This window comes from Caulobacter sp. 1776 (assembly GCF_040545685.1).
Classification (GTDB): Bacteria; Pseudomonadota; Alphaproteobacteria; order Caulobacterales; family Caulobacteraceae; genus Caulobacter.
Genome location: NZ_JBEPMI010000005.1, coordinates 195553 through 215635, shown reverse-complemented (window position 1 = coordinate 215635; position 20083 = coordinate 195553). Strand labels below are relative to the sequence as shown.

The following is a 20083-nucleotide window of genomic DNA, read 5'->3' as shown; positions in this document are numbered from 1 at the left end:
GGCGAGTATTTAGTAAGCTCTCCGGATCAAGCCTTGCCGCCCTTGCTGACGATGTAGTCGTCGATCACCCGTTCCAGCGTGGTCAGCGGGGTCATGCCCGAAAGCAGGCCCGCGTCGTGGAATTCGCGGATGTCGAACTTCTTGCCCAGGGCCTTCTGAGCCTTGGCCCGGGCGCGCAACCAGGTGATCTTGCCGATCATGTAGCTGCAGGCCTGGCCCGGCCATACGACATAGCGCTCGATCTCGGTGGTCGCGCCGCTTTCCTCGTCGCCCATGGTCTCGGCCATGTACTTGATGGCCTGCTCGCGGCTCCATTTCTTGGCGTGCATGCCGCTGTCGACCACGAGGCGGACGGCGCGGAACAGGGCGTCGTGCAGCATGCCCAGATGACCGCGCGGGTCCGTCTTGTAGATGCCCATCTCGACGGCCAGCTGCTCGGCGTAGAGCGCCCAGCCCTCGGTGTAGCCCGAGAAGCCGATGACCTTGCGGATCATCGGCAGGCCCTTGGCCTCGTTCGAGATCGACAGCTGCAGGTGGTGGCCCGGAACGCCCTCGTGCACCGTCAGGGTGGTCAGGGTGAACTTGGCCTGCTCCTTGGTGTCGCGCAGGTTGATCCAGTAGATGCCCGGACGCTTCCCATCCAGCGAGGGCGAGTTGTAGTAGCCGCCCGGGGCGCCGGCCTCGATGGCCTTGGGCACGCGGCGGATCTCCAGCGGCGCCTTCGGCAGCGCGCCGAAATAGGCCGGCAGCTGCTTCTGGATCCAGGCCGCCTTGACGTTCAGGTCCTTGATCAGCTGTTCCTTGGCCGGGTCGGTATTGTCGTAGACGTCCTTGCCCAGCTCGGCCATGCGCTCGCCGACGCTGCCCTTGGTCATGCCGATGCTCTTGAACAGCTTGTCGGCCTCGGCCGAGATCGACTTGACCAAATCGAGGCCCAGCTGGTGGATCTCGTCCGGGGTCATGTTCGAGGTCGTGTAGTTCTTCAGCGACACGGCGTAGTAGTCGCCGCCGTCCTTCAGCCGCCACACGCCCGCGTCGTGCGTGGCCTTGCCGCGGACGCTCTCCATCAGCGCGATCTGGCGCTTCAGGGCCGGCAGGACCGAGTTCTCATAGACCTTCGAGGCCTCGCCCGCCCAGTCGCCGGCGATGTTCTTTTCCTTGGTGCGGCGGGCGATCGACTTGACCAACGGCGCGTCGGCCGTCGGGGTGTCGGCGAAGGCCTTCATCTGGATCAGGGTCTTGTCGATGATGAAGTCGGGCGGGATCACGCCATCGGCCATGTCCTGCTTGGCCAGGGCGGTCTCCTGGTCCATCAGGCGGGCGAAGCCCTCCATCCGCGACAGGTAGGCGTCGGCGTCGGCCTTGGTCTCGATGCTGTGCTGGGTGTCCAGGAAGTCCGGCATCTGCTGGTAGCTGCCGGTCAGTTGGCTGAGGATGTAGGGCGCGCCCGAGCCGCCGCCGCCGTAGCTGAACTTCTTGTTGCCCTCGTCCTGGATGGCCAGCACGAACTCGACGGTGTCATAGTTGGCCGCGTCCATGCCCTTGAAGGCCCGGCGGTCGATGCCGCGCAGCGTCGCCAGCTGGCGGGCGGTCTCGACCTTGCCTGCCTCGATCGCGGCGAACGAGCGGTCGCTGAGCAGACCCTTGGTCCAGGCGAGGTCGCCGGTGTCCAGGCCCAGCCCCGTCGCCGTCTCGGGCGACTGGCGCAGCTGCTTGGCCATGATCTCGTCGAACAGGGCGTTGAGCTTGGCGACCTCGCCTTCGCGGGCCAGGGCCAGCGAGGGCAGACCGCCCGTGGCGGCGAAGCCCGCGGCGGCGGTGGCGAACATCATGTGGCGGCGATTGAGCAAGGCTTTCCCTCCCAGGGCCTAATTCTGAGGACGAAGCCGTAAGGCCGCCGCCCAGCGTGCAAAAATTAATTCCATGTCATGCGACGAAATCCAGTCGTGATTGCGCTCCCATCTTCGATTGACGCGCGTCCAGGCGGCGAAATCGCTCACACTTTCGCCTGACGCGCTCAGGCAAGCGTCACGAAAAGCTCGTTCTCGATGACCCACTGGCCCGTCACCTTCTTCCAGGTGGCCAGGTAGGTCCCCGACTGCTCCGGCGCGTCCGACCATGACCCGACCCAGCGCCCGCGCTCGGCGGCGCGGGTCCCTTCGGCGTTTAGGGCGATGTCCTCGGTGGTGCGGACATAGGCCCTGAAGCCCTTGTCGGCGAACTGGCTGGCGAAGGCCGCCAACACGTCCTCGGCTCCAAGCAACAGCGAGCCGTCGCCGGCGATCAGGGTCACGCGCGGATCGAAGAACGGCCGCAGGCGCGCGGCGTCCTTGGCGGCGATCAGCTTGTTGGTCAGCTTGCGGCGGGCGGCGATGGCGTCTTGCGGCGTGGTCATGGTCTTCCCTGGTCTTGAAGCCGGTGTAGCTTGCGCGGCGCCGAAGCCGCAAATCCGAGTCGTCATGAACGTTCCGACCCTGACCACCGCCCGCCTGATCCTGAGCCCGCCCCAACTGGCGGACTTCGAGGACAGCCTGGCCATGTGGTCCGATCCTCTGGTCGTCCGGCACGTCGGCGGCCGGCCCTTCACCGAGGAGGAGAGCTGGACCCGCCTGATGCGGGCCCGTGGCCTCTGGGAGGTGCTGGGCTTCGGCTACTGGGCGGTGCGCGAGGCCTCGACCGGCCGCTATGTCGGCGAGGTCGGCTTCGGCGACCTGCGCCGCGATCTCGAGCCCAGTCTCTATGGCCTGCCCGAGATGGGCTGGGTGCTGGCGGCCTGGGCCCACGGCCACGGCTTCGGCACCGAGGCGGTGCGCGCGGGTCTGGCCTGGATCGACGAGGCCCTGGCCCCACCGGTCGTGCCCTGCATCATCGACGTCGAGAACACTCCGTCGATCGCCCTGGCCACCAAGGTCGGCTTCACGCTGAAGACCCACACGACGTTCAAAGGCGCGCCGATCGTGGTGATGGAGCGTCGGGCCTAGAGCACGGCTCCGCCACTAGATGGATGCGAGGCGCATCTGGTGCTAGGACGCGCCCATGGTCCGCAAAGTCACCGCCAAGATCGTCCCGCGAAAGGACCCCACCGCCGAGGCCGACCGCGCCTGGTTCGAGGCCAATCCCGAGCGCCAGTTCCGCTTGCGCGATCCGGCCGTGGTCGAGTTCAAGGATCCGCTGGGCGATCCCGGCGAAGGCTTTTCCTGGCGCGTGCTGATCGCCCGTCTGCCCGACGGCGGCCGCCTGCGCCTGCCGGTCTCGCTGTCGTGGGAGCTGCACAACGACCACGCCAAGGACCAGCACCTGAAGATCCTGTTCGACCAGGTCGCCCCGCCCGAGGCCAAGGCGCGTCTCTCTTAGCTCTTTTGGCTTAGTCCTCGCGAACCCAGAGCAGCGCCAGCATCCGCCAGCCTTCGGCGGTGCGCAGCAGGACGGCGCGGTCGGCATAGGTCGCGCCGGACGAGGCCTTGAACGTCCAGGTCGCCGCGCCCAGGTCGCCGCGGCCCTCTTCCGCCCGCGACAGCACCGTATGCCCGGACGGGAAGCGCGTCCGCGCCCGCTCGGCGTAGCGCGCCTGCCAGTCGGCCACCGAGGCGGCGGACAGTTGCTCGTCCTCCAGCGTGATGACCAGGGCGCGCGGCTCGACGGCCTTGGCCAGAGCGGTCGGATCCCAGGCCGCGTCGGCGGCCAGCTTCAGGTCGACCGCCGCCCGCACGCCGTCGGCGGCCGAGGCGTCCAGGGCCTGCTCCCCGCCGACCACCCGGCCGACGATCCGCCAGCGGCACGCCAGCCGGGCCCACAGCGTGTAGTCCCGTCGCGCGGCGCCCGCCTGCGTCCAGCGCGCCGTCACGATCGCGGTGCGCGGCCCCGCGCTGACCACGTCGGTCGCCAGGTCCGGCGCGGGCTGGGCGGCTTGCGCCTTCCAGGCCGCACGGGTCTGGCCGGCGATCTTCCCGCCGTCGATCGCGTAGACGACCGTCGAGGGCTGGACGCGGTCGGCGAGCGCCGGGCCGTCGCCAAGGCGAAAGGCCTGGGCATAGGCCGCGACGGCTCGCGGCAAGGCCTCGCAGGCGGCGGGGGTGTCAAGCATGGCGGCGTCTCCTTGGCGCCGCGACCCTAGCGGCTCCACCCAGCTCGGGAATTTCGAAGTGCTCGCCCGATCATTTCGCCAGGCCGAACGACGGCTCTCGGCCGCGCGGGGCCTTGACGTTCCGCTGGCCTCGACCATTTCTATACAATCTGTATATCCAATACGGGCGGATCGCCCGCGCCGTCGAATCCGGAGTCCGGCCAATGCCCTTGCTGCTGATCATCGTCATTGCGCTTCACGTGCTCTCGTCCGTGTTCTGGGCGGGATCGACCTTCGCCATGGCCCGCGTCGGCGGGACCGAGGCGCCGCGTCTGTTCGGGCCCCAGATGGGCGCGGCGGGGGTCGCGGTCCTGACCGGCGGGGCCCTGTGGGGCCTGCTGCATCGCGGCGGCTTCGGGACCAGCGAGGCCGTGCTGGCCGGCGGCGCCCTGGCCGCCCTGCTCGCCCTCGCCGTCCAGGTGCTGGGCGTCGGACGCGGCCTGCGGGCGGGAAGCCCCGTCGCCGGTCCCTACCGCGCCTCGGCGGGCCTGCTGGCGATCACGATCGTCTGCATGGCGATCGCCCGTTACGTCTGACCCGTTACGTCTGAATTGACGGCGCGTGCGGATCACGCACCCTTCGGCGCATGATCCGCACGATCCTTCTCTGGGCGCTGGTCCTTGCGGTTGGCGCCTTCGCCCTGCAGTGGCTGGAGCAGCAGTTCCTGCTGCGCGTCTTTCCTTGGCGGATCTATGCCGGCCTGATCGGCGTCGCCTTCGCGGCCGGCGGGGTGTGGGTCGGGTGGAGGCTGGCGGCGCGGGGTCGCCCGGCGACCTTCCAGCGCAATGACGCCGCCCTCGCCGCCCTGGGCCTGACCGGCCAGGAGGTGAAGGTGCTGGAGCGCCTGGCCGCCGGCCGCTCCAACAAGGAGATCGCCCGCGACCTCGGCCTCTCGCCCAACACGGTCAAGTCCCACGTCGCCAATCTCTACGGCAAGCTGGAGGTCGGTCGCCGCACCCAGGCGATCGGCAAGGCGCGTGAGCTGGCCCTGATCCCCTGAACTTGACCGTCCGCCGAGAGGGGGAAACTGTCGAACTCACCCTTTTGGGCGATACCGTTCCGCGCTTAAGGACGGCAAGCCTGGGGACGCGTCGCAGGGGGCGGCGCGGAGGAGGAACATCATGCAACGCACTATCCTGACCTACGGCCTGGTCTCGGGCGTCATCATCATCCTGGGGATGATCGCCACCATCGTCTTCTCCGCCCAGCACAGCGTGTGGCTGGGCTATCTGATCATGCTGGTCGGGCTGTCCTCGATCCTGATGGCGGTGAAGTCGCATCGCGACAAGGCGCTGGGCGGGGTCATCAAGTTCTGGCCCGCCTTCCTGATCGGCCTGGGCGTCGCGGTCGTCGCCGGGATCGCCTACGTGCTGATCTGGGAGGTCTACATGGCCCTCACCCACTACACCTTCATGGACAACTACGCCGCCGCCATCCTGGCCAAGAAGAAGGCCGCCGGCGTCAGCGCCGCGGACTACGCCAAGCTGGTCGTCGAGATGCAGAAGATGAAGGCACAGTACGCCAATCCGCTGTTCCGGATGCCGATGACCTTCGCCGAGATCTTCCCGGTCGGCCTGCTGGTCGCCCTGGTCAGCGCGGCGCTGTTGCGGAACCCAAGGTTCCTGCCGGCGAAGGTTTGAGGTCTAGAGGCTCCCCAGCGGGGGAGCCTCTAGCGCCCGCTAAGCCGCCTGCAGCTGCTGCTTGACCCGCTCGGCCAGGGTCTTGATGTCGATCGGCTTGGGCAGGAAGGTCACGCCCGTCTCGCCTTCCAGCAGGTCGCTGAACTCGGCCTCGGCATAGCCGGAGATGAACATCACCGGCGCGGCGCCGAGATAGACGCGGGCCTTCTTCAGCAGGGTCGGGCCGTCGATGCCGGGCATGATCACGTCGCTGATCAGGAGGTCGATCTTGCCGGCATTCTCCTCGGCGATGATCAGCGCTTCCTCGCCGTCGGCGGCCTCCAGCACCTCGTAGCCACGCGCGCGCAGCAGGCGGGCGGCGACGCTGCGGACCGCGTCCTCGTCCTCGACGAACAAGATGCGGCCGGCGCCCGACAGGTCGCGGGCGGCGCGCGGCTTCGGCGGTTCGGCGACCGCCTGGGCGGCGACCACGCCGGCCGGGGCGTCGTAGATCGGCAGGAAGATGCGGAACGCCGCGCCCTCGCCCGGACGGCTGTGGACATGGATCCACCCGTCGCTCTGCTTGACGATGCCGTAGACCGTGGCCAGGCCCAGACCCGTGCCCTCGCCCACCGGCTTGGTGGTGAAGAACGGGTCGAAGATCTTGCCCATGACGTCGGGCGGTATGCCGGGGCCGTCGTCCGAGACCTCGATGAAGGCGGTGTCGCCCTCGGCGGCCGGGAAGCCCAGCTGGATGGCCTCGTCGCGGGTCAGGCGGGCGGTGCGGATGCGCACGATGCCGCCGCCCTTGGCCGCGCGCACGGCGTCGCGGGCGTTGACGGCCAGGTTCATGACCGCCGTCTCGAGCTGGCTCTTGTCGGCCCGCACGCGCGGCAGGTCGCGACCGTAGTCGGTGATCAGCTTGACGTCTTCGCGCAGCAGTCGACGCAGCAGGACCTCGAACTCGGAGATCAGCTCGCCCAGGTCCAGCACCTCGCGCTGGACGGTCTGCTTGCGCGAGAAGGCCAGCAGCTTGCGGACCAGGTCGGCGGCGCGCACGCCCGTTTGGCGGATCTCGTTGAGACCTTCGTACGACGGATCGCCGACTGGGTGGCGATGCAGCAGCTCGTCCAGCCGCAGCTGGATGGCGGTCAGCAGGTTGTTGAAGTCGTGGGCCACGCCGCCGGCCAGCTGGCCGATGGCCTGCATCTTCTGCGACTGGGCCAGCTGAAGCTCCATCTGCTTCTGCTCGGACACGTCGATCATGTAGGCCACGACGCGGCCTTCGGCGCGGTAGAGATAGAGGTGGGCGATCCGGCTGGGATCGCGGGCCAGGCGCACCTCGAACGGGCCGGCGCGGCCTTCGCTCAGGCGGGTCTCGGCCTCGGTGCGCGAGGCCGGGTCGATCAGATCGCCAAACACGCCGCCGGCCTGGGCGCCGGTCATGGTGGTCAGGGCCGGGTTGTTCTCCAGGATCCGCGACTTGAACGGTTCCAGCCCCTCCAGCAGAGCCGCGCCGAACGGCGAGGCGCCAGCGAAGGCGTCCAGGGTGGTCGGCGGCGGCGGCGCGCGCTCGGCCACGACGGCCGGGGCCGCCGTCTCGGCGACGGGCTCGGCCACGACGATCGGGGTCAGGCGGATCAGTAGGCGACCGCCGGCCAGGCGCGAGACCTTGGCCGTGTGGTCGACGCCGCCGGCGCGCAGGATCCCCTCGGCCATCTCGCCCTTGCGGGCCTGGACCAGGGCGGCGAACAGGCTGGAGCCCGCCACGCCCTTGGGCAAGCGGCGCTGGTCGCCCATCACCTCGCGCCAGGCGGGGTTGGCGGCCAGCAGGCGGCCGTCGGCCGCGGCCAAGGCCCCCGGCTCGCTGAGCGCCTCGATGAAGCTCTCGGCCTGATCGGCGTCATTGCCGCCGGCGACCGAGCCGCGAATGGCCACCAGGCCCAGGATCGCCACGCCGGCCACGCCCAGCAGCAGCAGCAGGCCGGCCAGGGTGGTCGGTCCCGCCTTCAGCGCCGGGGCGGCCGAGAACGCCGCGGCGGCGACGAAGAACACCGCCGCGCCCGCCAGCCACGGATCGAAGCGCCGGCGCGGCGCGCCGGTCGAAGCTTTGTCCTGGAGCTGATAATCGGCCATCGGCGGAACTGCTACCTTCGCTACGGTGAGGCTGCGACTCACCCGCAATCGGAGAAAGGATAGCCTTTCCCGCAAGGTAGGTCAGTTTTGTTGCGGATCGCGTCAGAGCGGCCGGGCGCGGGGGCCTGAACGGGTTTGGGGCTTCTTGCCGTTCATGATGAAGCTGATGACCTTGGCCACGGCCTCGAAGTGTTCGACGGGGATCTCCTCGTCGATCTCGACGCTGGCGTAGAGGGCGCGGGCCAGGGGCGGATCCTCCAGCACCGGCACGCCGTGCTCCTCGGCGATGGCGCGGATCTTCAGGGCCAGCTCGTCCATGCCCTTGGCCACGCACATCGGGGCGGGAGTCTCGCCGGCCTCATATTTCAGCGCCACGGCGTAGTGGGTCGGGTTCATGACGACGACCGTCGCCTTGGGCACGGCCTGCATCATCCGCTGGCGCGAGCGCTGCATCTGGATCTGGCGGCGCTTGCCCTTGATGTGCGGGTCGCCGTCCGACTGCTTGTACTCTTCCTTGACCTCCTGAAGGGTCATGCGCATGCGGTTCATGAACCGCGAGCGCTGGATGAACCAGTCGAAGGCGGCGGTGGCGACCAGGAAGATGATCACCATGATCAGCAGCTTCTTGGAGAGCTTCATCGCCTCCGGAAGCATCGCCGCCACGTCCATGCCGACCAGGTTTCGGACCTCGCCGACATTGGGTTTCAGCACCATCCAGGCGATGATCGCGGTGACCGCGATCTTCACGATCGACTTGGCGAACTGGATGAAGCCGTCCATGCCGAAGATGCGGCCCAGACCCTTCAGCAGGTCCAGCTTGCTGAGGTCGGGCTTGATCTTGTCCGGCGTCAGCATGAAGCCGGTCTGGGCGACATTGGCGACCACGCCCAGGAACGCGCTGACGATCATCACCAGCAGCAGCGGCGGCATCGCGGCCATGACGGCGCGCTTCATGACCACCATGGCGCCGCCGCTGGACAGGTCGGTGGTGCCGGCGTGGGCGATGAACGGCACGAGGGCGTTGGCGAGATCGCGGGTCAGCCAGCTGCCGGCGATCAGGATCACCGACACCGCGCCAGCCAGCGAGGCCAGCTGCGGTATGTCCGCCGACTTGACGACGTCGCCCTTGGCGCGGGCGTCCGACAGCTTCTTGGCTGACGGTTCTTCTGTTTTCGACTCCGGATCCGTATCGTCCGCCATGCCCCGCCCCTAGCTGAAGACTTCTAGGAGTTCGCGGTAGCGGTCGGTCCAGACCATGGCGATGCCGCCGAGCGACAGGGCCAGGAGGGACAGGCCCAGGATCACGCTGAGCGGCGAGGCCACGAAGAAGATCTGGAAGGCGGGCATGACCCGGCCGACCAGGCCCGTGGCGAGGTTGAAAACCAGAGAAAACACGATCACCGGCGCGGCCAGTTGGACGCCCAAGGTGAACGACTGCGCCACCGTCTGCACCGCCAGGGCGACGGCGTCGTTGACGGGCACGGCGCGGGTGAACGGGAACAGGGTGTAGGACTTGACGATCGCGCCGATGAACAGGTGATGCAGGCCCGTGGCCATCACCAGGGTCAGGCCCAACATCGACAGAAAGCTGGACACCGCCGTGCTCGACCCCTGCATCGAGGGGTTGGTGCTCTGGGCGAACGACAGGGTGGTCTGCATCGAGATGATTTCGCCGGCGGTGGTCAGCGACGACATGAACAGGCGCAGCACCGAGCCGACCATCAGGCCGATCAGGATCTCGTGGATCACCGCCCCGACCAGGCCGCCTAGGGTGTTGGGAATCGGCGGGACGCCGTTCTGGACCAGCGGCCCCAGCAGCAGGGCCATCAGGAGGGCGAAGGCCAGGCGGATGCGCGGCGGCACCGACTGCTCGCCGATGCCCGGCATGGTCATGACCATGGCGCCGACCCGCGAGAACACGAGCGCGGCGACATAGACCTGAAAGGCCGTGGCGAAGGAGTTCACGGGAGGCCCTCGCCCTGCCCTACATGCCAGCGATGCGGGCGGCGATCTGGCGCATGAATTGGCTCATCAGCGAGCCCATCAGCGGCAGGAAGATCAGCAGCGCGACGAAGATCGACACGATCTTGGGGGCGTAGACCAGGGTCTGTTCCTGGATCTGGGTCAAGGCTTGGAACAGGCCGATGGCCACACCGACCACCAGGCCGACGATCAGGCACGGCGCGCAGAGCTGAAGCGTCAGCCAGATCGCGTCCCGGCCGACATCAAGAACCTCGGCGCCCGTCATGCAAAGCCTCTCGGAATCGGCCGTACTGGCCGCTTGGATTCGAGGCTGGAAGATGGGGCGAATATGGTTAACAGGGCGTTAGGGGTTGTTACCTGACCGGTAGGAAACGCGGGGCGCGACTGTGGGTCGCGGGGGACGCCCCACTTCGAATTAGTCCGCCATTCCCGTCCTCGTGACGAAATGCGCCACCGCAACTCGGTCGCCGCCGAGAGCGGACACGCCGAAGCTGTGTTCGAGGTGGGGATCTGCTATTTTTGCACGACGTCGGCGATCCGAACCTTGCCGCCGGGTCCGGCGAAAATGGCGCCGGCCGGTGTCGCGTCGCGATTTGAAGCCTGGGCGAACGCTCGCTCTCCAAGCGTCCCGATACGAAGGCCTTCGGCATAGTCGCCAATCTTGCCGGTATCGTAGTTGGCGACCAGACCGGCGAACCCGCTCTTCTCGTTGACGGTCATGTAGACGCCCTCTCCATAGGCGCGGTCGAGCGATATAACCGAACGGCCCGTGTCCAGATAAGTGAAGCCGCCGCGTTCGTCGCCCGCCGGATTGAAGATAAGCATTCCCCAGGCGGGCGAGACGCGCGGATAGGTCTTGCCGCCGATCACAGGATCGGGCTGTTCGCCGAGGCTCAACCTCGTCGCCCCACCTTCCGAGCGGAATTGAAGCGACGGACGGGCGTCGGCTCCGGAGGCGTCCAGGACGATGCGCTCCCGGCCTTGAGCGTCCTCCAGCACGATCCGCCGGGCGCGCACGACCTCGGGCACGCCGGCCGCGCCGATCAGAAAGCCTATCCCCACAACGGCGACCAGGGCCACGCGCAGCTGGGTCATTTGTCGTCGAAGCGCGGCGATCTCTGCCCTAACGGCGGGATCTTGAACCATGGCGAACCTCGGACCTGTGCTGCTCAGCAAAAGGCGAAGGTCTCATATCGGTTCCCCGGCGGCGTGAGCACGGCCGGGGCCGGCTCGGAGCGCGCTTTTACCGGATCCGAATCCGCACCGGGACCTGGATGTACGACCCCGCGCGGCTCTTGCCGTCGGGGCCCAGCAGGTCGACCTGGAATTGCGAGGCCATGGTCAGGGCGGCCTGGCCGACGCCGAGGTCGTTGGGGCTTTCTTCCTGGACGGTGCAGGCCGTCAGGTGGCCGTCCTGCTTGACCAGGCAGTTCAGCAGGGCGACGGCGACGCGCGGCTCGGAGACGGGGGTCAGCAGGTCCGACGGGGCCTTGGCCGGCGCGGCGCTGGCGACGACGGCGGCGGCGAGAGCGAGCGAAGCGATCACGAATTCATCCCTTACTTTATCTTTTTCGGCCGGCCCTTCCGCCGCCATGTGTCCCGTTTCGGATCAGGCGGCCTGGGCCTGTTTCAGACGTTGCAGGCCTTGTGCCGCCAGGTCGGTCAGCGAGCGCAGACCCAGCTCCGAGAACACATCGAACGCGCAGGCCAGCGCCGCCCCGGCCCGGGCCAAGCGTCCGTCGTCGCGGCCGGTGATCTCGACCCGGGCCTCGTACAGGCGGGCCAGGTTCATCTGGGCCACGGCCCAGCTGGCCGGATCGCGGCCGCCCGGCGCCGCCGACAGCTCGGCCTTGAAGGCCAGTTCGGCCGCGTCCAGCACGGCCAGGTCGGCGGTCAGCTCGGCGCAGCGGGCCAGGCAGAGGGCGCGGTTGTTGGCGACCACCGCGCGCAGGGCCAAGGCCGGCTGGGTCTTCAGCACCTGGGTGGCGCGGTCGTAGGCCGAGACGGCCTGCTCGAACGCGCGTTCGTTGGTCGAGGCCTCGCCCAGGCTCTGCAGCCCCGCGCCCAGCGAGGCGCCGGCGCGGGCCCAGTCCATCGGACTATGGTCGGCGGACAGCACCTCGACGGCGGCGAAATGAGCCTCGACGCCGTCGGTGATCCGCGACAGCTCGCCGTCCAGCTCGCCCAGCAGGACGAGGGCCGTCCCGCGCAGGCCTTCCAGGCGGGCCCAGGCCAGCGGTTCGAAATCGGGATCCAGCACGCCGGCGGCCGTCTTGGCCTCGGACACGGCCAGCTCGGCCAGGGCGCGGTCCTTCAGGCGCTCGGCGCAGGCCAGGATCAGCTCGACACGCGCGGCGCGCTGGTCGGCCAGCTGCAGGCGGGCCGGGCCGCCCTTGGCGCGCTTGGCGGCGGCCAGGGCGCGCAGCGGCGCCTCATAGGCCTGGACCGCGGTCAGGGCGCGCTCGACATCATTCTCGGAAAGGGCCGCGCGGCCCTCCAGCCCGGCCGACAGCGCGCCGCACAGGGCCGTGCGCTGGTTGGGGGGCGTGCGGGCCAGGGTCGCCGAGGCGGCGGCCACCAGGCCCTCGTCGCCGAACAAATCCGCGCCCAGCACGGCCAGCACCGCCTGCTCGCAACGGGCGGCGGCCAAGGCGTCGTGACGACGCTCGGCCTCGAAGATCTTCACGGCGGCCTCGGCCTGGGCCGCGCCTTTTCTAAGGGCCGTGGCGTCGCCGCTGCGGCGGGCCAGTTCGCGCCAGACCACGGCCGCTTCCAGCAGGCGCGCGCCGCGATCCTTGGCCCCGATCCGGCCGGCGACCACGTCGGCCGAGCGGGCCTCATTGGTCAGGAGACGAACATCCAAGAGCTCCAGCAGCGACGTGTCGCCGCCGGTCAGCCCCTCGCGCCGTGCCCCCTTGAAGCCGCCCTCGGCGTCGACACCGAACAACCGCTTCAGATCCCGTCCGAACTCGAACATCGCTTCGCGCACTCCGCTTACGGAACGTCCCACGTCGGGACAGCCCGACGGAGGTTCAACGCATCATCAGCAAAACCGGAGCCAGCGCCTTTAACAAGTGGTTAACAGGTGTTTATGCGGCGTTAACCATAAATATTTTCCATATGTTTACACCATGATCAAAATTCCACCCATAATGGGCGAATGCGTATTGAACTGGCACGCTTCTTGCTTTGACCAATACATCAGAGGCCGTTCCCGGACGTCACTTCTTAGAACTTTGTTCACCGAACTAAAAATGACGTTAACCCTAAGTTTTAAGCTCCGGTTTACCTTTCGTTCACGGACGCCCTCCCCTTTTCGCCGCGAAGCGGGCTAGAAAGCCGACGTCGTCATCGATTCCGGAACCCGCCCATGGCCGCCGTCACCCTGTGGATCGCCAGCCTCTGCCGTCCTGATCCGGGTTATGGCGGCTGGGCCTATGTGCGACGCATGGACGGCGAGACCGGCGCCGCGGCGATCAAGGGCGCGGCCGGCGGCGAACGCCGGGCCAGCGGCGCCAGGATGAGCCTGACGGCGCTGACCGAGGCGCTGGACAGTCTCTCGGACCTGCCGGCGGACGCCGCCGTGACGCTGCGCTTTCTCGACGCCGACCTGGCCGCCCAGCTGGTGGCCTCGGACGGCGACTACGCCACGGCCGAGCCCGAAGCCTGGGTCGCCGCCCGCGCGGCGCTGGCCGCCCGTCCCGTCCTGAACCTGGTCCCGTCCTCGCCCGGCGAGGCGGCCAACGGCTTCCTGGCCGCCTGGGCCGAGTTCGGCCTGGACACCGCCAAGTCGCGCGGCGCCTTCAAGGCCGCGATCCCGAAACCGAACCTGATCAAGTTTCCGGGATAGACACTTATAAATTTGACACGACCAATAACACCCCTCAAAGTTGTCTAACTCGGCAACGGAACCCTGGGGGGCGACATGTTGCAGTGGCTTGCGCATTGGTTCGTCGGATTTGAAGAACAGGGGCGCGGTCAAGCTCGCCGCGCCGTCGGCCACAGCAGAGCATCTCCCACCATATTGGCGCTGGTCGTTCTCTTCAGCATGGCCGCGCTCGGGGTGCTTGCCCTTTTCATAGCGGCCTGGATCGTCATGCCGGTGGCTGGCGCGAGACACCATGTCTATTTCAATGGGCGCTTCATGGCCTTCGGGCTACTCGCCGGTTCGGCGGGGGCCGCCGGGGGCGGCTTGCTGGGTTTGCTGTTTGGTTTGCCTACAAGCGCCGCCCGAGCCGTCGCTCAGAGCAATGCCAGCGCCAATGACGCCAGTCAGGCCAACCCCTGGTTCAACGACAACACCGCCATGGAACAGATCGCCGACTGGCTGACCAAGATCATCGTCGGTCTGAGCTTGGCCAACTTCGGCACATTCCTGACGTACGGATGGCAGGTCTGCGTCGAGACCTCGAAAGCGATGACCGGCGTCGCCTCTTCCAATCCCGCGATCGGCGGTCTGACGCTGGCCCCGGCCGCGCTGATCGGATTTTCGATCAGCTATATCTGGATCCGCCGCTATCTGCCCGGCGAACTTGCGAATGCGCGCCTTGACATGATCGAGCGCCAGCGAGAGTCCCACGAGATCATTTCGGGCCTGATGCAGATTCGCGCCGCCGACGCCGCGGGCGATAAGCAGGAACAGCCCGGCGCGTCCAAGCGCGATTCCACCGAAAGACTGGCCGAACAGATCGCTCAGGCGGCTGGCGACGAAGGCCCCTTCGAACTGGTCCGCCCCGGGACCGTGATGAACGATCCCTGGAAGGGCCAGTTCGCCAACAGCACCGTTTCGACGCGCAGCGCCTCGCTGCTCGCCAGCGTCAAGCCGATCCCCGGCGACAAGAACTGGTTCACCGTTGCGATACGCGTGGCCCCGCTCAAGGACGCCTCCGCCTTGGCGGGAATGCGCGCTCGCCTCTACCTGCATTCCAGCTTCAAAAATCCAGTGCGAGAGATCGTGTTGAACAAAAACGGCGCCTACGCCCTCGATCTTGTCGCATGGGGCGCCTTCACGATTGGCCTGCAGTTGCAGACCGGCGAGCTCCATGAGCTCGACCTGGCGGAGCTGCCGGACGCGCCCGAGGTCTTCAGGAGCCGGTAGAGCCGGGCCCCACGATCAGGTCCGCCGTCGCCGGATTGCAGGCGAACGGGATGTCGGCCAGGGTCGCCATGCGGATCAGCGCCTTGACGTCGACGTCGTGCGGCTGCGGCGACAGCGGGTCGACGAAGAAGATCAGCACGTCCAGCCTGCCTTCGGCGATCATCGCGCCCAGCTGCTGGTCGCCGCCCAGCGGACCGCTCTTCAGCCGCACCAGGTTCAGCCTCGGCAGCGCCTCCAGAATTCGGCCGCCGGTGGTGCCGGTGGCGAACAGCGACTTGTCCTGCAGGAAGTCGGCGTGGGCCACGGCCCAGTCGACCAGGGCGGCCTTCTTGTCGTCGTGGGCCACCAGGCCGATGGCGAGCGGGGCGGCGGTCATGGTCGAATCTCGCGCGGTTGGGATCGCACTCATTTCGCGCCACGGCGCCGATGACAAGGCGCCCGAGCGCCGAACGCTTGAGCAGATGACGGTTTCGCGCCCGCGCGCTCTTGCGCGCGCCGCCCGGCGGGTTCGTCCTGAGCCGCCAGTTCGGGCGTACGGGAAGAAACACCATGACCAAGCGGACATCCAACGCGCCGACGCCGGGACGTCGGGCCTTCCTGCGCGGCGCCGCGCTGATCGCCGCCGCCGGGCCGATCCTGACCGAAGCGCGCCTGGCCCAGGCGGCCCAAACCGCCGCACCGCCGTCGGGCATGGCCCTGCACGGTCAAAGCCCGAACGCGCCGCCGCCCGGCATGGTCCTGATCAACGCCAACGAAAACCCGTTGGGCCCCAGCAAGGCGGCCTGCGAGGCCATCGCCCGCGTGGCGCCCCTGGGCGGCCGCTACGATCTGAACGGCGAGACTGATCTCCTGGCCCGGACCTTCGCCGCTCAGAACGGCCTGAAGGTCGAGAACGTCGCCGTCTATGCCGGCTCGTCCGAACCGCTGCACTACAGCGTGCTGGCCTTCACCTCGCCGACCCGCAGCTTCGTCACCGCCGATCCGTCCTACGAGGCGGGCATGTACGCGGCCAAGACCAGCCAGGCCAAGATCGTCAAGGTCCCGCTCACGGCCGACTGCGCCCACGACGTCAAGGCGATGGTCGCGGCCGACGCCCAGGCCGGCGTCATCTACATCTGCAATCCCAACAATCCGACGGGCACCCTGACGACCAAGCAGGACATCGTCTGGGCCCTGGAAAACAAGCCCGCCGGCGCGATCCTGCTGGTCGACGAGGCCTATATCCACCTGACCGACGCCCAGGACACGCTGGACCTGGTGGCGGCGGGCAAGGACCTGATCGTGCTGCGGACCTTCTCGAAGATCTACGGCATGGCGGGCATCCGCTGCGGCTTCGCCGTCGCACGCCCCGACCTGCTGGCCAAGCTGGCGCCGTTCGGCCAGAACGCCATGCCGATCACCGGCTCGGCCGCGGCCCGCGCCTCGCTGGAGGACGCCAGCCTCGTCGCGACCCGCCGCAAGCTGATCGGCGACACCCGCCGCGACACGATCGCCTGGCTGAAGGCCAACAACTACAAGGTCATCGGCGACCCGCAGACCAACTGCTTCATGATCGACACCGGCCGCAACGGCAAGGCCGTGTTCGCGGCCATGAAGGCCAAGAACGTCATGATCGGCCGCACCTGGCCCATCTGGCCCAACGCCGTGCGGGTCTCGGTCGGCACGCCCGAGGAGATGGCCAAGTTCAAGGCAGCCTTCAAGGCGGTCATGGCCAGTCCGCCCATGGCCTTCGAGGACCACGCGCAGATGGCCCAGCTGGACTACTTCGCGACGCTATAACGCCTGTCATCCCGGCCGTAGCGCAGCGGAGAGCCGGGACCGCCGAAAACGCCGACGCTTGTCGCGGTCCCCGGCTCGGCGCGCTACGCGCTTGGCCGGGATGACAGGTTTTGAGGCCTAAGCCCGCTCCTTCGTCCGCTCGAAGCGCACCTTCGGATAGCGTTCGGCCACGTAGCCGATCTCCCAGGACGACTTGCCCAGGAACACCGGGGCCTCGTCGATGTCCTGGCCCATGGCCGACTTGTGCTTGTCGACGAAGTCCTCGACGTCGGCGCGCGCGCCCGACAGCCAGCGGGCCTCGGCGAACGGGCTGGGCTCGAAGATGCACTCCAGCTGGTACTCGTTGGCCAGACGATCGGCCATGACCTCGAACTGCAGCTGGCCGACGGCCCCGACGATGAAATCGCTGCCGATCATCGGGCGGAACAGCTGGGTGACGCCCTCCTCGGCCAGGCCTTCCAGCGCCTTTTTCAGGTGCTTGGCCTTCAGCGGATCCTTGACCCGCACGCGACGCAGGATTTCCGGCGCGAAGTTGGGCAGGCCGGCGAAGCGCAGGGTCCCGCTTTCGGACAGGCTGTCGCCCACCCGCAAGATACCGTGGTTGGGGATGCCGATCACATCGCCGGCGAAGGCGTCCTCGGCCAGCTCGCGATCGCTGGCGAAGAACATGATCGGCGCGTTGACGCTCATGGCCTTGCCGGTGTTCTGGGCCTTCAGCTTCATGCCGCGCGTGAAGCGCCCGCTGGTCAGGCGCAGGAAGGCGATCCGATCGCGGTGGTTGGGGTCCATGTTCGCCTGGACCTTGAACACGAAGCCCGACACCTCGTTGTCGCCCGGAGCGACATGGGTCTCGGTCCCGGCCTTGGTCACCTTGGCCGGATGCGGCGGCGGTGCGTAGGCGCCGATGCCGCCCAGCAGCTCGGCGACGCCGAAGTGGCGCAGGGCCGAGCCGAAGAACACCGGCGTCATGTGGCCTTCCAGGAAGCTCTGGACGTCGAACGGCTTGCTGGCCTCGGACACCAGCAGAGCGCCCTCCTCGACCTCGGCCTGCTCGTCGGGCGTCAGATACTGGACCACCGCGTTGGAGTTGATGGCGACGGGGTCCGGGTGACCCTCCTCGTCGGTCGAGCTCTTCTTGGCGTAGGGGATGAACTTCTGGCCGCGCAGGTCCAGCATGCCCTTGAAGCGCCCGCCCGAGCCGGCCGGCCAGTACAGCGGGGCCGGGTCCAGGGCCAGCTTGGACGAGACCTCGTCCAGCAGCTCGAACGGGTCCTGGGCCTCGCGGTCCATCTTGTTGATGAAGGTGATGATCGGGATGTCGCGCAGGCGGCACACCTCGAACAGCTTCAGGGTCTGGGGCTCGATGCCCTTGGCGGCGTCCAGCACCATGATCGCCGCGTCGGCGGCCGTCAGGGTGCGGTAGGTGTCTTCCGAGAAGTCCTCGTGGCCCGGCGTGTCCAGCAGGTTGAACATCAGGCCGTCGTGGTCGAACGTCATCACCGAGGCCGAGACCGAGATGCCGCGCTCGCGTTCGATCTTCATCCAGTCCGACTGGGTGCGACGGGTCTGGCCGCGCGCCCGCACCGCGCCGGCCGCGCGGATCGCCCCGCCGGCCAGCAGCAGGTTCTCGGTCAGGGTGGTCTTGCCGGCGTCGGGGTGGCTGATGATGGCGAAGGTGCGCCGACGGGCGGCTTCAGCGGCGGGAGAAGAGCTCATGGGCGGGGACTACCGCTCTGGAGCGCCGTTGTCACCTTCCGTGGGCGCCTCGGTCGGTCGCCGCCGGGCGATCGCCTGCTCGAACCGCTGCTTGGCCTGGATACGCTCGGGCCCCGCGTGCGGATCGTTGAAGACCGGCTCCACCATGGCCGCGGCCTCGTCGAAACGATCCCGGCGCATCAGGGCGTCGGCCGCGGCCATGCGGAAAGCCGCCACCTGCGGCGCCAGCTGCTGGGCCCGCAGCAGCACGTTGACGGCGTTGTCGTTGGGATAGCCCGGCTCGCCGCGCCGGCTGATCGCGTAGTCGAACAGCAGCAGGGCGTTGTCGGGATCGATGGCGAAGCCCTTGCCGAACCAGTCGCGCGCCTCGTTCAGCAAGCGGGGCGCCTGGGCGCGGTCGGCGCGGGCCTGCAGCATGTACGACCAGCCCAGCATCTGGATGGCCTCGACGTCGCGCGGATCGGCGGCGATCCGGCCGCGTAGCAGCGCCTGGGCCTTGGCGCGCTCGCCGAAATCGTTCTCGGCGCGGGCCAGTGTCAGCTCCGCCAGGCGGTCACCAGGATACCGAGCGGCGCGCTCGCGGATCATGGCCAGAACCTCGGGCCGTTCCGCCGGCGGCACGCCCATCTTCAGCCGCTGGTTCTCCAGCAGCAGATCGTCGGCCGAGGCCGGCATCGGCGCGACCGTCAATTGCAAAGCGCCCGACGGCGGACGCGGTATCCGGCGGCCCGGCAAGGCCGTCATGTAGCGCTTGAGGATACGCTCCAGATCGGCGAACGGCGCCCCGACCGCCTCGGGCAGCAGGGCCACCGGATCGCCGCCGCCGGCCACGGCCGTGGCGTAACGGGTCAGACGAGACAGTCGCTCGGGATCGGACAGCATGTAGTGGGTCAGAAGCCACGACTGGGCGTAGAAGGCCGTGATGTCGGAGCGTTTGCCCGCCACCGCCTTGCGACTCACGATCTCGTCGAACGGCGACCAGACCGCGCCGCGAAGCCAGGCGATCCGGCTGCTGGGGACGCCCAGCTCCACGACGTCCGGCTTGAACCGCGCCGTCATGAAGTACTCGGCGTAGCCCTCGACCAGCCACGACGGATAGGCGGCGGGCGCGTGCTGCTTCATGAAGTGGTGAGTGTATTCGTGGAACAGCACCCAGCGGCCCTGATCCTCGCCGCCTTCGGTAGTCATCACCGCGAAGACGTCGCCGACGGACGCGCTGTAAAATCCCAGCACATTGACCAGGCCCGGGCGCACGCGCCGCAAATCGAACTGGCGCGGCGTCAGGTAGATCGGCAGCGGCCGGCCGATCGGGCCGGTGTCCACGCCGTGCAGGGCCCGGAGCAGACCGTCGAAATCCTCGAGATCGCGCGCCATCTGAACGAGCGTCTTTTCGCTCACGCGGCCGTAGAGCGAAAAGGCCGGGCTCTGCGTGTGCAGCCAGTCACCGGTCGCCCCGGCCCGCGCAGCCGCGCCATCGATCAGGGGCGTCACGGCGACGCTGGTCACGAACATTCGCCGCGACATCGCTCGACGCATCGTCACTCCCCCAAACACGCCTACTTTACGTGTCGATCTGACACGCGATGCGAGTAGATTGCAATCTCCCCGCGCGCCTGTCGAACGTCGCGC

The 20083-nt window shown here is 68.2% G+C and carries 21 protein-coding genes; 8 read left to right on the top strand and 13 right to left on the bottom strand.

Annotated features, from left to right (window positions below):
- Positions 1-26: 26 nt before the first annotated feature.
- The gene (locus ABIC66_RS14670) at positions 27-1850 is read right to left on the bottom strand and encodes a DUF885 domain-containing protein (protein ID WP_354071022.1); all 1824 of its coding nucleotides are present in this window, start codon (positions 1848-1850) and stop codon (positions 27-29) included.
- 167 nt (positions 1851-2017) lie between these two features.
- Positions 2018-2395, bottom strand: a complete 378-nt coding sequence (locus ABIC66_RS14665) for a nuclear transport factor 2 family protein (RefSeq protein ID WP_354071021.1) — start codon at positions 2393-2395, stop codon at positions 2018-2020.
- 64 nt (positions 2396-2459) lie between these two features.
- Between ABIC66_RS14665 and ABIC66_RS14660 the strand changes: the two genes are divergently transcribed.
- Positions 2460-2981, top strand: a complete 522-nt coding sequence (locus tag ABIC66_RS14660) for a GNAT family N-acetyltransferase (RefSeq protein WP_354071020.1) — start codon at positions 2460-2462, stop codon at positions 2979-2981.
- Positions 2982-3036: 55 nt separating this feature from the next.
- A complete protein-coding gene (locus ABIC66_RS14655; protein WP_354071019.1) occupies positions 3037-3354 on the top strand; it encodes a hypothetical protein in 318 nt (105 codons plus the stop codon).
- A gap of 10 nt (positions 3355-3364) precedes the next feature.
- Here ABIC66_RS14655 and ABIC66_RS14650 read toward each other — a convergent pair whose 3' ends face one another.
- On the bottom strand, positions 3365-4084 hold the full coding sequence (locus ABIC66_RS14650; RefSeq protein WP_354071018.1) for a hypothetical protein: 720 nt from the start codon (positions 4082-4084) through the stop codon (positions 3365-3367).
- Positions 4085-4287: 203 nt separating this feature from the next.
- On the opposite strand from ABIC66_RS14650, the gene ABIC66_RS14645 reads away from it, so the two are divergent.
- The 3 genes from ABIC66_RS14645 (at position 4288) to ABIC66_RS14635 (ending at position 5763) form a co-directional block, all read left to right on the top strand.
- Positions 4288-4659 (top strand): hypothetical protein, encoded by a 372-nt coding sequence (locus tag ABIC66_RS14645; RefSeq protein ID WP_354071017.1) that lies wholly within the window; start codon positions 4288-4290, stop codon positions 4657-4659.
- 50 nt (positions 4660-4709) lie between these two features.
- Positions 4710-5123 carry a response regulator transcription factor gene (locus ABIC66_RS14640; protein ID WP_354071016.1) on the top strand — a complete coding sequence of 138 codons (414 nt, stop codon included), beginning with the start codon at positions 4710-4712 and terminating at the stop codon, positions 5121-5123.
- A gap of 121 nt (positions 5124-5244) precedes the next feature.
- Positions 5245-5763: a DUF4199 domain-containing protein gene (locus ABIC66_RS14635; RefSeq protein ID WP_354071015.1), complete on the top strand. Its 519-nt coding sequence runs from the start codon at positions 5245-5247 to the stop codon at positions 5761-5763.
- A gap of 39 nt (positions 5764-5802) precedes the next feature.
- On the opposite strand, the gene cckA is transcribed toward ABIC66_RS14635, so the two are convergent.
- The 7 genes from cckA to ABIC66_RS14600 form a co-directional block, all read right to left on the bottom strand.
- Positions 5803-7878 (bottom strand): cell cycle histidine kinase CckA, encoded by a 2076-nt coding sequence (gene cckA, locus ABIC66_RS14630; protein ID WP_354071014.1) that lies wholly within the window; start codon positions 7876-7878, stop codon positions 5803-5805.
- 102 nt (positions 7879-7980) lie between these two features.
- Positions 7981-9078: a flagellar biosynthesis protein FlhB gene (flhB, locus tag ABIC66_RS14625; RefSeq protein ID WP_354071013.1), complete on the bottom strand. Its 1098-nt coding sequence runs from the start codon at positions 9076-9078 to the stop codon at positions 7981-7983.
- A gap of 9 nt (positions 9079-9087) precedes the next feature.
- Complete coding sequence (gene fliR, locus ABIC66_RS14620; protein WP_354071012.1) at positions 9088-9843, bottom strand: flagellar biosynthetic protein FliR; 756 nt, start codon at positions 9841-9843, stop codon at positions 9088-9090.
- A 19-nt stretch (positions 9844-9862) separates the two neighbouring features.
- Positions 9863-10126 carry a flagellar biosynthesis protein FliQ gene (gene fliQ, locus ABIC66_RS14615; protein WP_047407179.1) on the bottom strand — a complete coding sequence of 88 codons (264 nt, stop codon included), beginning with the start codon at positions 10124-10126 and terminating at the stop codon, positions 9863-9865.
- A 248-nt stretch (positions 10127-10374) separates the two neighbouring features.
- Positions 10375-10941: a hypothetical protein gene (locus ABIC66_RS14610; RefSeq protein WP_354071011.1), complete on the bottom strand. Its 567-nt coding sequence runs from the start codon at positions 10939-10941 to the stop codon at positions 10375-10377.
- Between the two features lie 163 nt (positions 10942-11104).
- Positions 11105-11407 carry a hypothetical protein gene (locus ABIC66_RS14605; RefSeq protein ID WP_354071010.1) on the bottom strand — a complete coding sequence of 101 codons (303 nt, stop codon included), beginning with the start codon at positions 11405-11407 and terminating at the stop codon, positions 11105-11107.
- A 63-nt stretch (positions 11408-11470) separates the two neighbouring features.
- Positions 11471-12850 (bottom strand): hypothetical protein, encoded by a 1380-nt coding sequence (locus ABIC66_RS14600; protein ID WP_354071009.1) that lies wholly within the window; start codon positions 12848-12850, stop codon positions 11471-11473.
- A 381-nt stretch (positions 12851-13231) separates the two neighbouring features.
- On the opposite strand from ABIC66_RS14600, the gene ABIC66_RS14595 reads away from it, so the two are divergent.
- Positions 13232-13711, top strand: a complete 480-nt coding sequence (locus ABIC66_RS14595; protein ID WP_354071008.1) for a ribonuclease H family protein — start codon at positions 13232-13234, stop codon at positions 13709-13711.
- A 75-nt stretch (positions 13712-13786) separates the two neighbouring features.
- Positions 13787-14959: a pYEATS domain-containing protein gene (locus ABIC66_RS14590; RefSeq protein WP_354071007.1), complete on the top strand. Its 1173-nt coding sequence runs from the start codon at positions 13787-13789 to the stop codon at positions 14957-14959.
- On the opposite strand, the gene ABIC66_RS14585 is transcribed toward ABIC66_RS14590, so the two are convergent.
- Positions 14946-15335 (bottom strand): methylglyoxal synthase, encoded by a 390-nt coding sequence (locus tag ABIC66_RS14585; RefSeq protein WP_354071006.1) that lies wholly within the window; start codon positions 15333-15335, stop codon positions 14946-14948. The two genes, ABIC66_RS14590 and ABIC66_RS14585, sit on opposite strands and share 14 nt — an antisense overlap.
- Positions 15336-15508: 173 nt before the next feature.
- Here ABIC66_RS14585 and ABIC66_RS14580 point away from each other — a divergent pair, with 173 nt between their 5' ends.
- On the top strand, positions 15509-16738 hold the full coding sequence (locus ABIC66_RS14580) for a pyridoxal phosphate-dependent aminotransferase (protein ID WP_354071005.1): 1230 nt from the start codon (positions 15509-15511) through the stop codon (positions 16736-16738).
- 117 nt (positions 16739-16855) lie between these two features.
- Here ABIC66_RS14580 and ABIC66_RS14575 read toward each other — a convergent pair whose 3' ends face one another.
- Both ABIC66_RS14575 and ABIC66_RS14570 read right to left on the bottom strand, forming a co-directional pair.
- A complete protein-coding gene (locus ABIC66_RS14575; RefSeq protein ID WP_354071004.1) occupies positions 16856-18454 on the bottom strand; it encodes a peptide chain release factor 3 in 1599 nt (532 codons plus the stop codon).
- 9 nt (positions 18455-18463) lie between these two features.
- On the bottom strand, positions 18464-19990 hold the full coding sequence (locus tag ABIC66_RS14570; protein ID WP_354071003.1) for a tetratricopeptide repeat protein: 1527 nt from the start codon (positions 19988-19990) through the stop codon (positions 18464-18466).
- Positions 19991-20083 lie beyond the last annotated feature (93 nt).

Coding starts and splice junctions, on each gene's coding strand:
- ABIC66_RS14590 (WP_354071007.1), top strand. CDS start 13,787: ATGTTGCAGTGGCTTGCGCATTGGTTCGTCGGATTTGAAGAACAGGGG.
- ABIC66_RS14650 (WP_354071018.1), bottom strand. CDS start 4,084: ATGCTTGACACCCCCGCCGCCTGCGAGGCCTTGCCGCGAGCCGTCGCG.
- ABIC66_RS14640 (WP_354071016.1), top strand. CDS start 4,710: ATGATCCGCACGATCCTTCTCTGGGCGCTGGTCCTTGCGGTTGGCGCC.
- fliQ (WP_047407179.1), bottom strand. CDS start 10,126: ATGACGGGCGCCGAGGTTCTTGATGTCGGCCGGGACGCGATCTGGCTG.
- ABIC66_RS14635 (WP_354071015.1), top strand. CDS start 5,245: ATGCAACGCACTATCCTGACCTACGGCCTGGTCTCGGGCGTCATCATC.
- ABIC66_RS14660 (WP_354071020.1), top strand. CDS start 2,460: ATGAACGTTCCGACCCTGACCACCGCCCGCCTGATCCTGAGCCCGCCC.
- flhB (WP_354071013.1), bottom strand. CDS start 9,078: ATGGCGGACGATACGGATCCGGAGTCGAAAACAGAAGAACCGTCAGCC.
- ABIC66_RS14645 (WP_354071017.1), top strand. CDS start 4,288: ATGCCCTTGCTGCTGATCATCGTCATTGCGCTTCACGTGCTCTCGTCC.
- ABIC66_RS14655 (WP_354071019.1), top strand. CDS start 3,037: ATGGTCCGCAAAGTCACCGCCAAGATCGTCCCGCGAAAGGACCCCACC.
- ABIC66_RS14665 (WP_354071021.1), bottom strand. CDS start 2,395: ATGACCACGCCGCAAGACGCCATCGCCGCCCGCCGCAAGCTGACCAAC.
- ABIC66_RS14575 (WP_354071004.1), bottom strand. CDS start 18,454: ATGAGCTCTTCTCCCGCCGCTGAAGCCGCCCGTCGGCGCACCTTCGCC.
- cckA (WP_354071014.1), bottom strand. CDS start 7,878: ATGGCCGATTATCAGCTCCAGGACAAAGCTTCGACCGGCGCGCCGCGC.
- ABIC66_RS14570 (WP_354071003.1), bottom strand. CDS start 19,990: ATGCGTCGAGCGATGTCGCGGCGAATGTTCGTGACCAGCGTCGCCGTG.
- ABIC66_RS14585 (WP_354071006.1), bottom strand. CDS start 15,335: ATGACCGCCGCCCCGCTCGCCATCGGCCTGGTGGCCCACGACGACAAG.
- ABIC66_RS14595 (WP_354071008.1), top strand. CDS start 13,232: ATGGCCGCCGTCACCCTGTGGATCGCCAGCCTCTGCCGTCCTGATCCG.
- ABIC66_RS14580 (WP_354071005.1), top strand. CDS start 15,509: ATGACCAAGCGGACATCCAACGCGCCGACGCCGGGACGTCGGGCCTTC.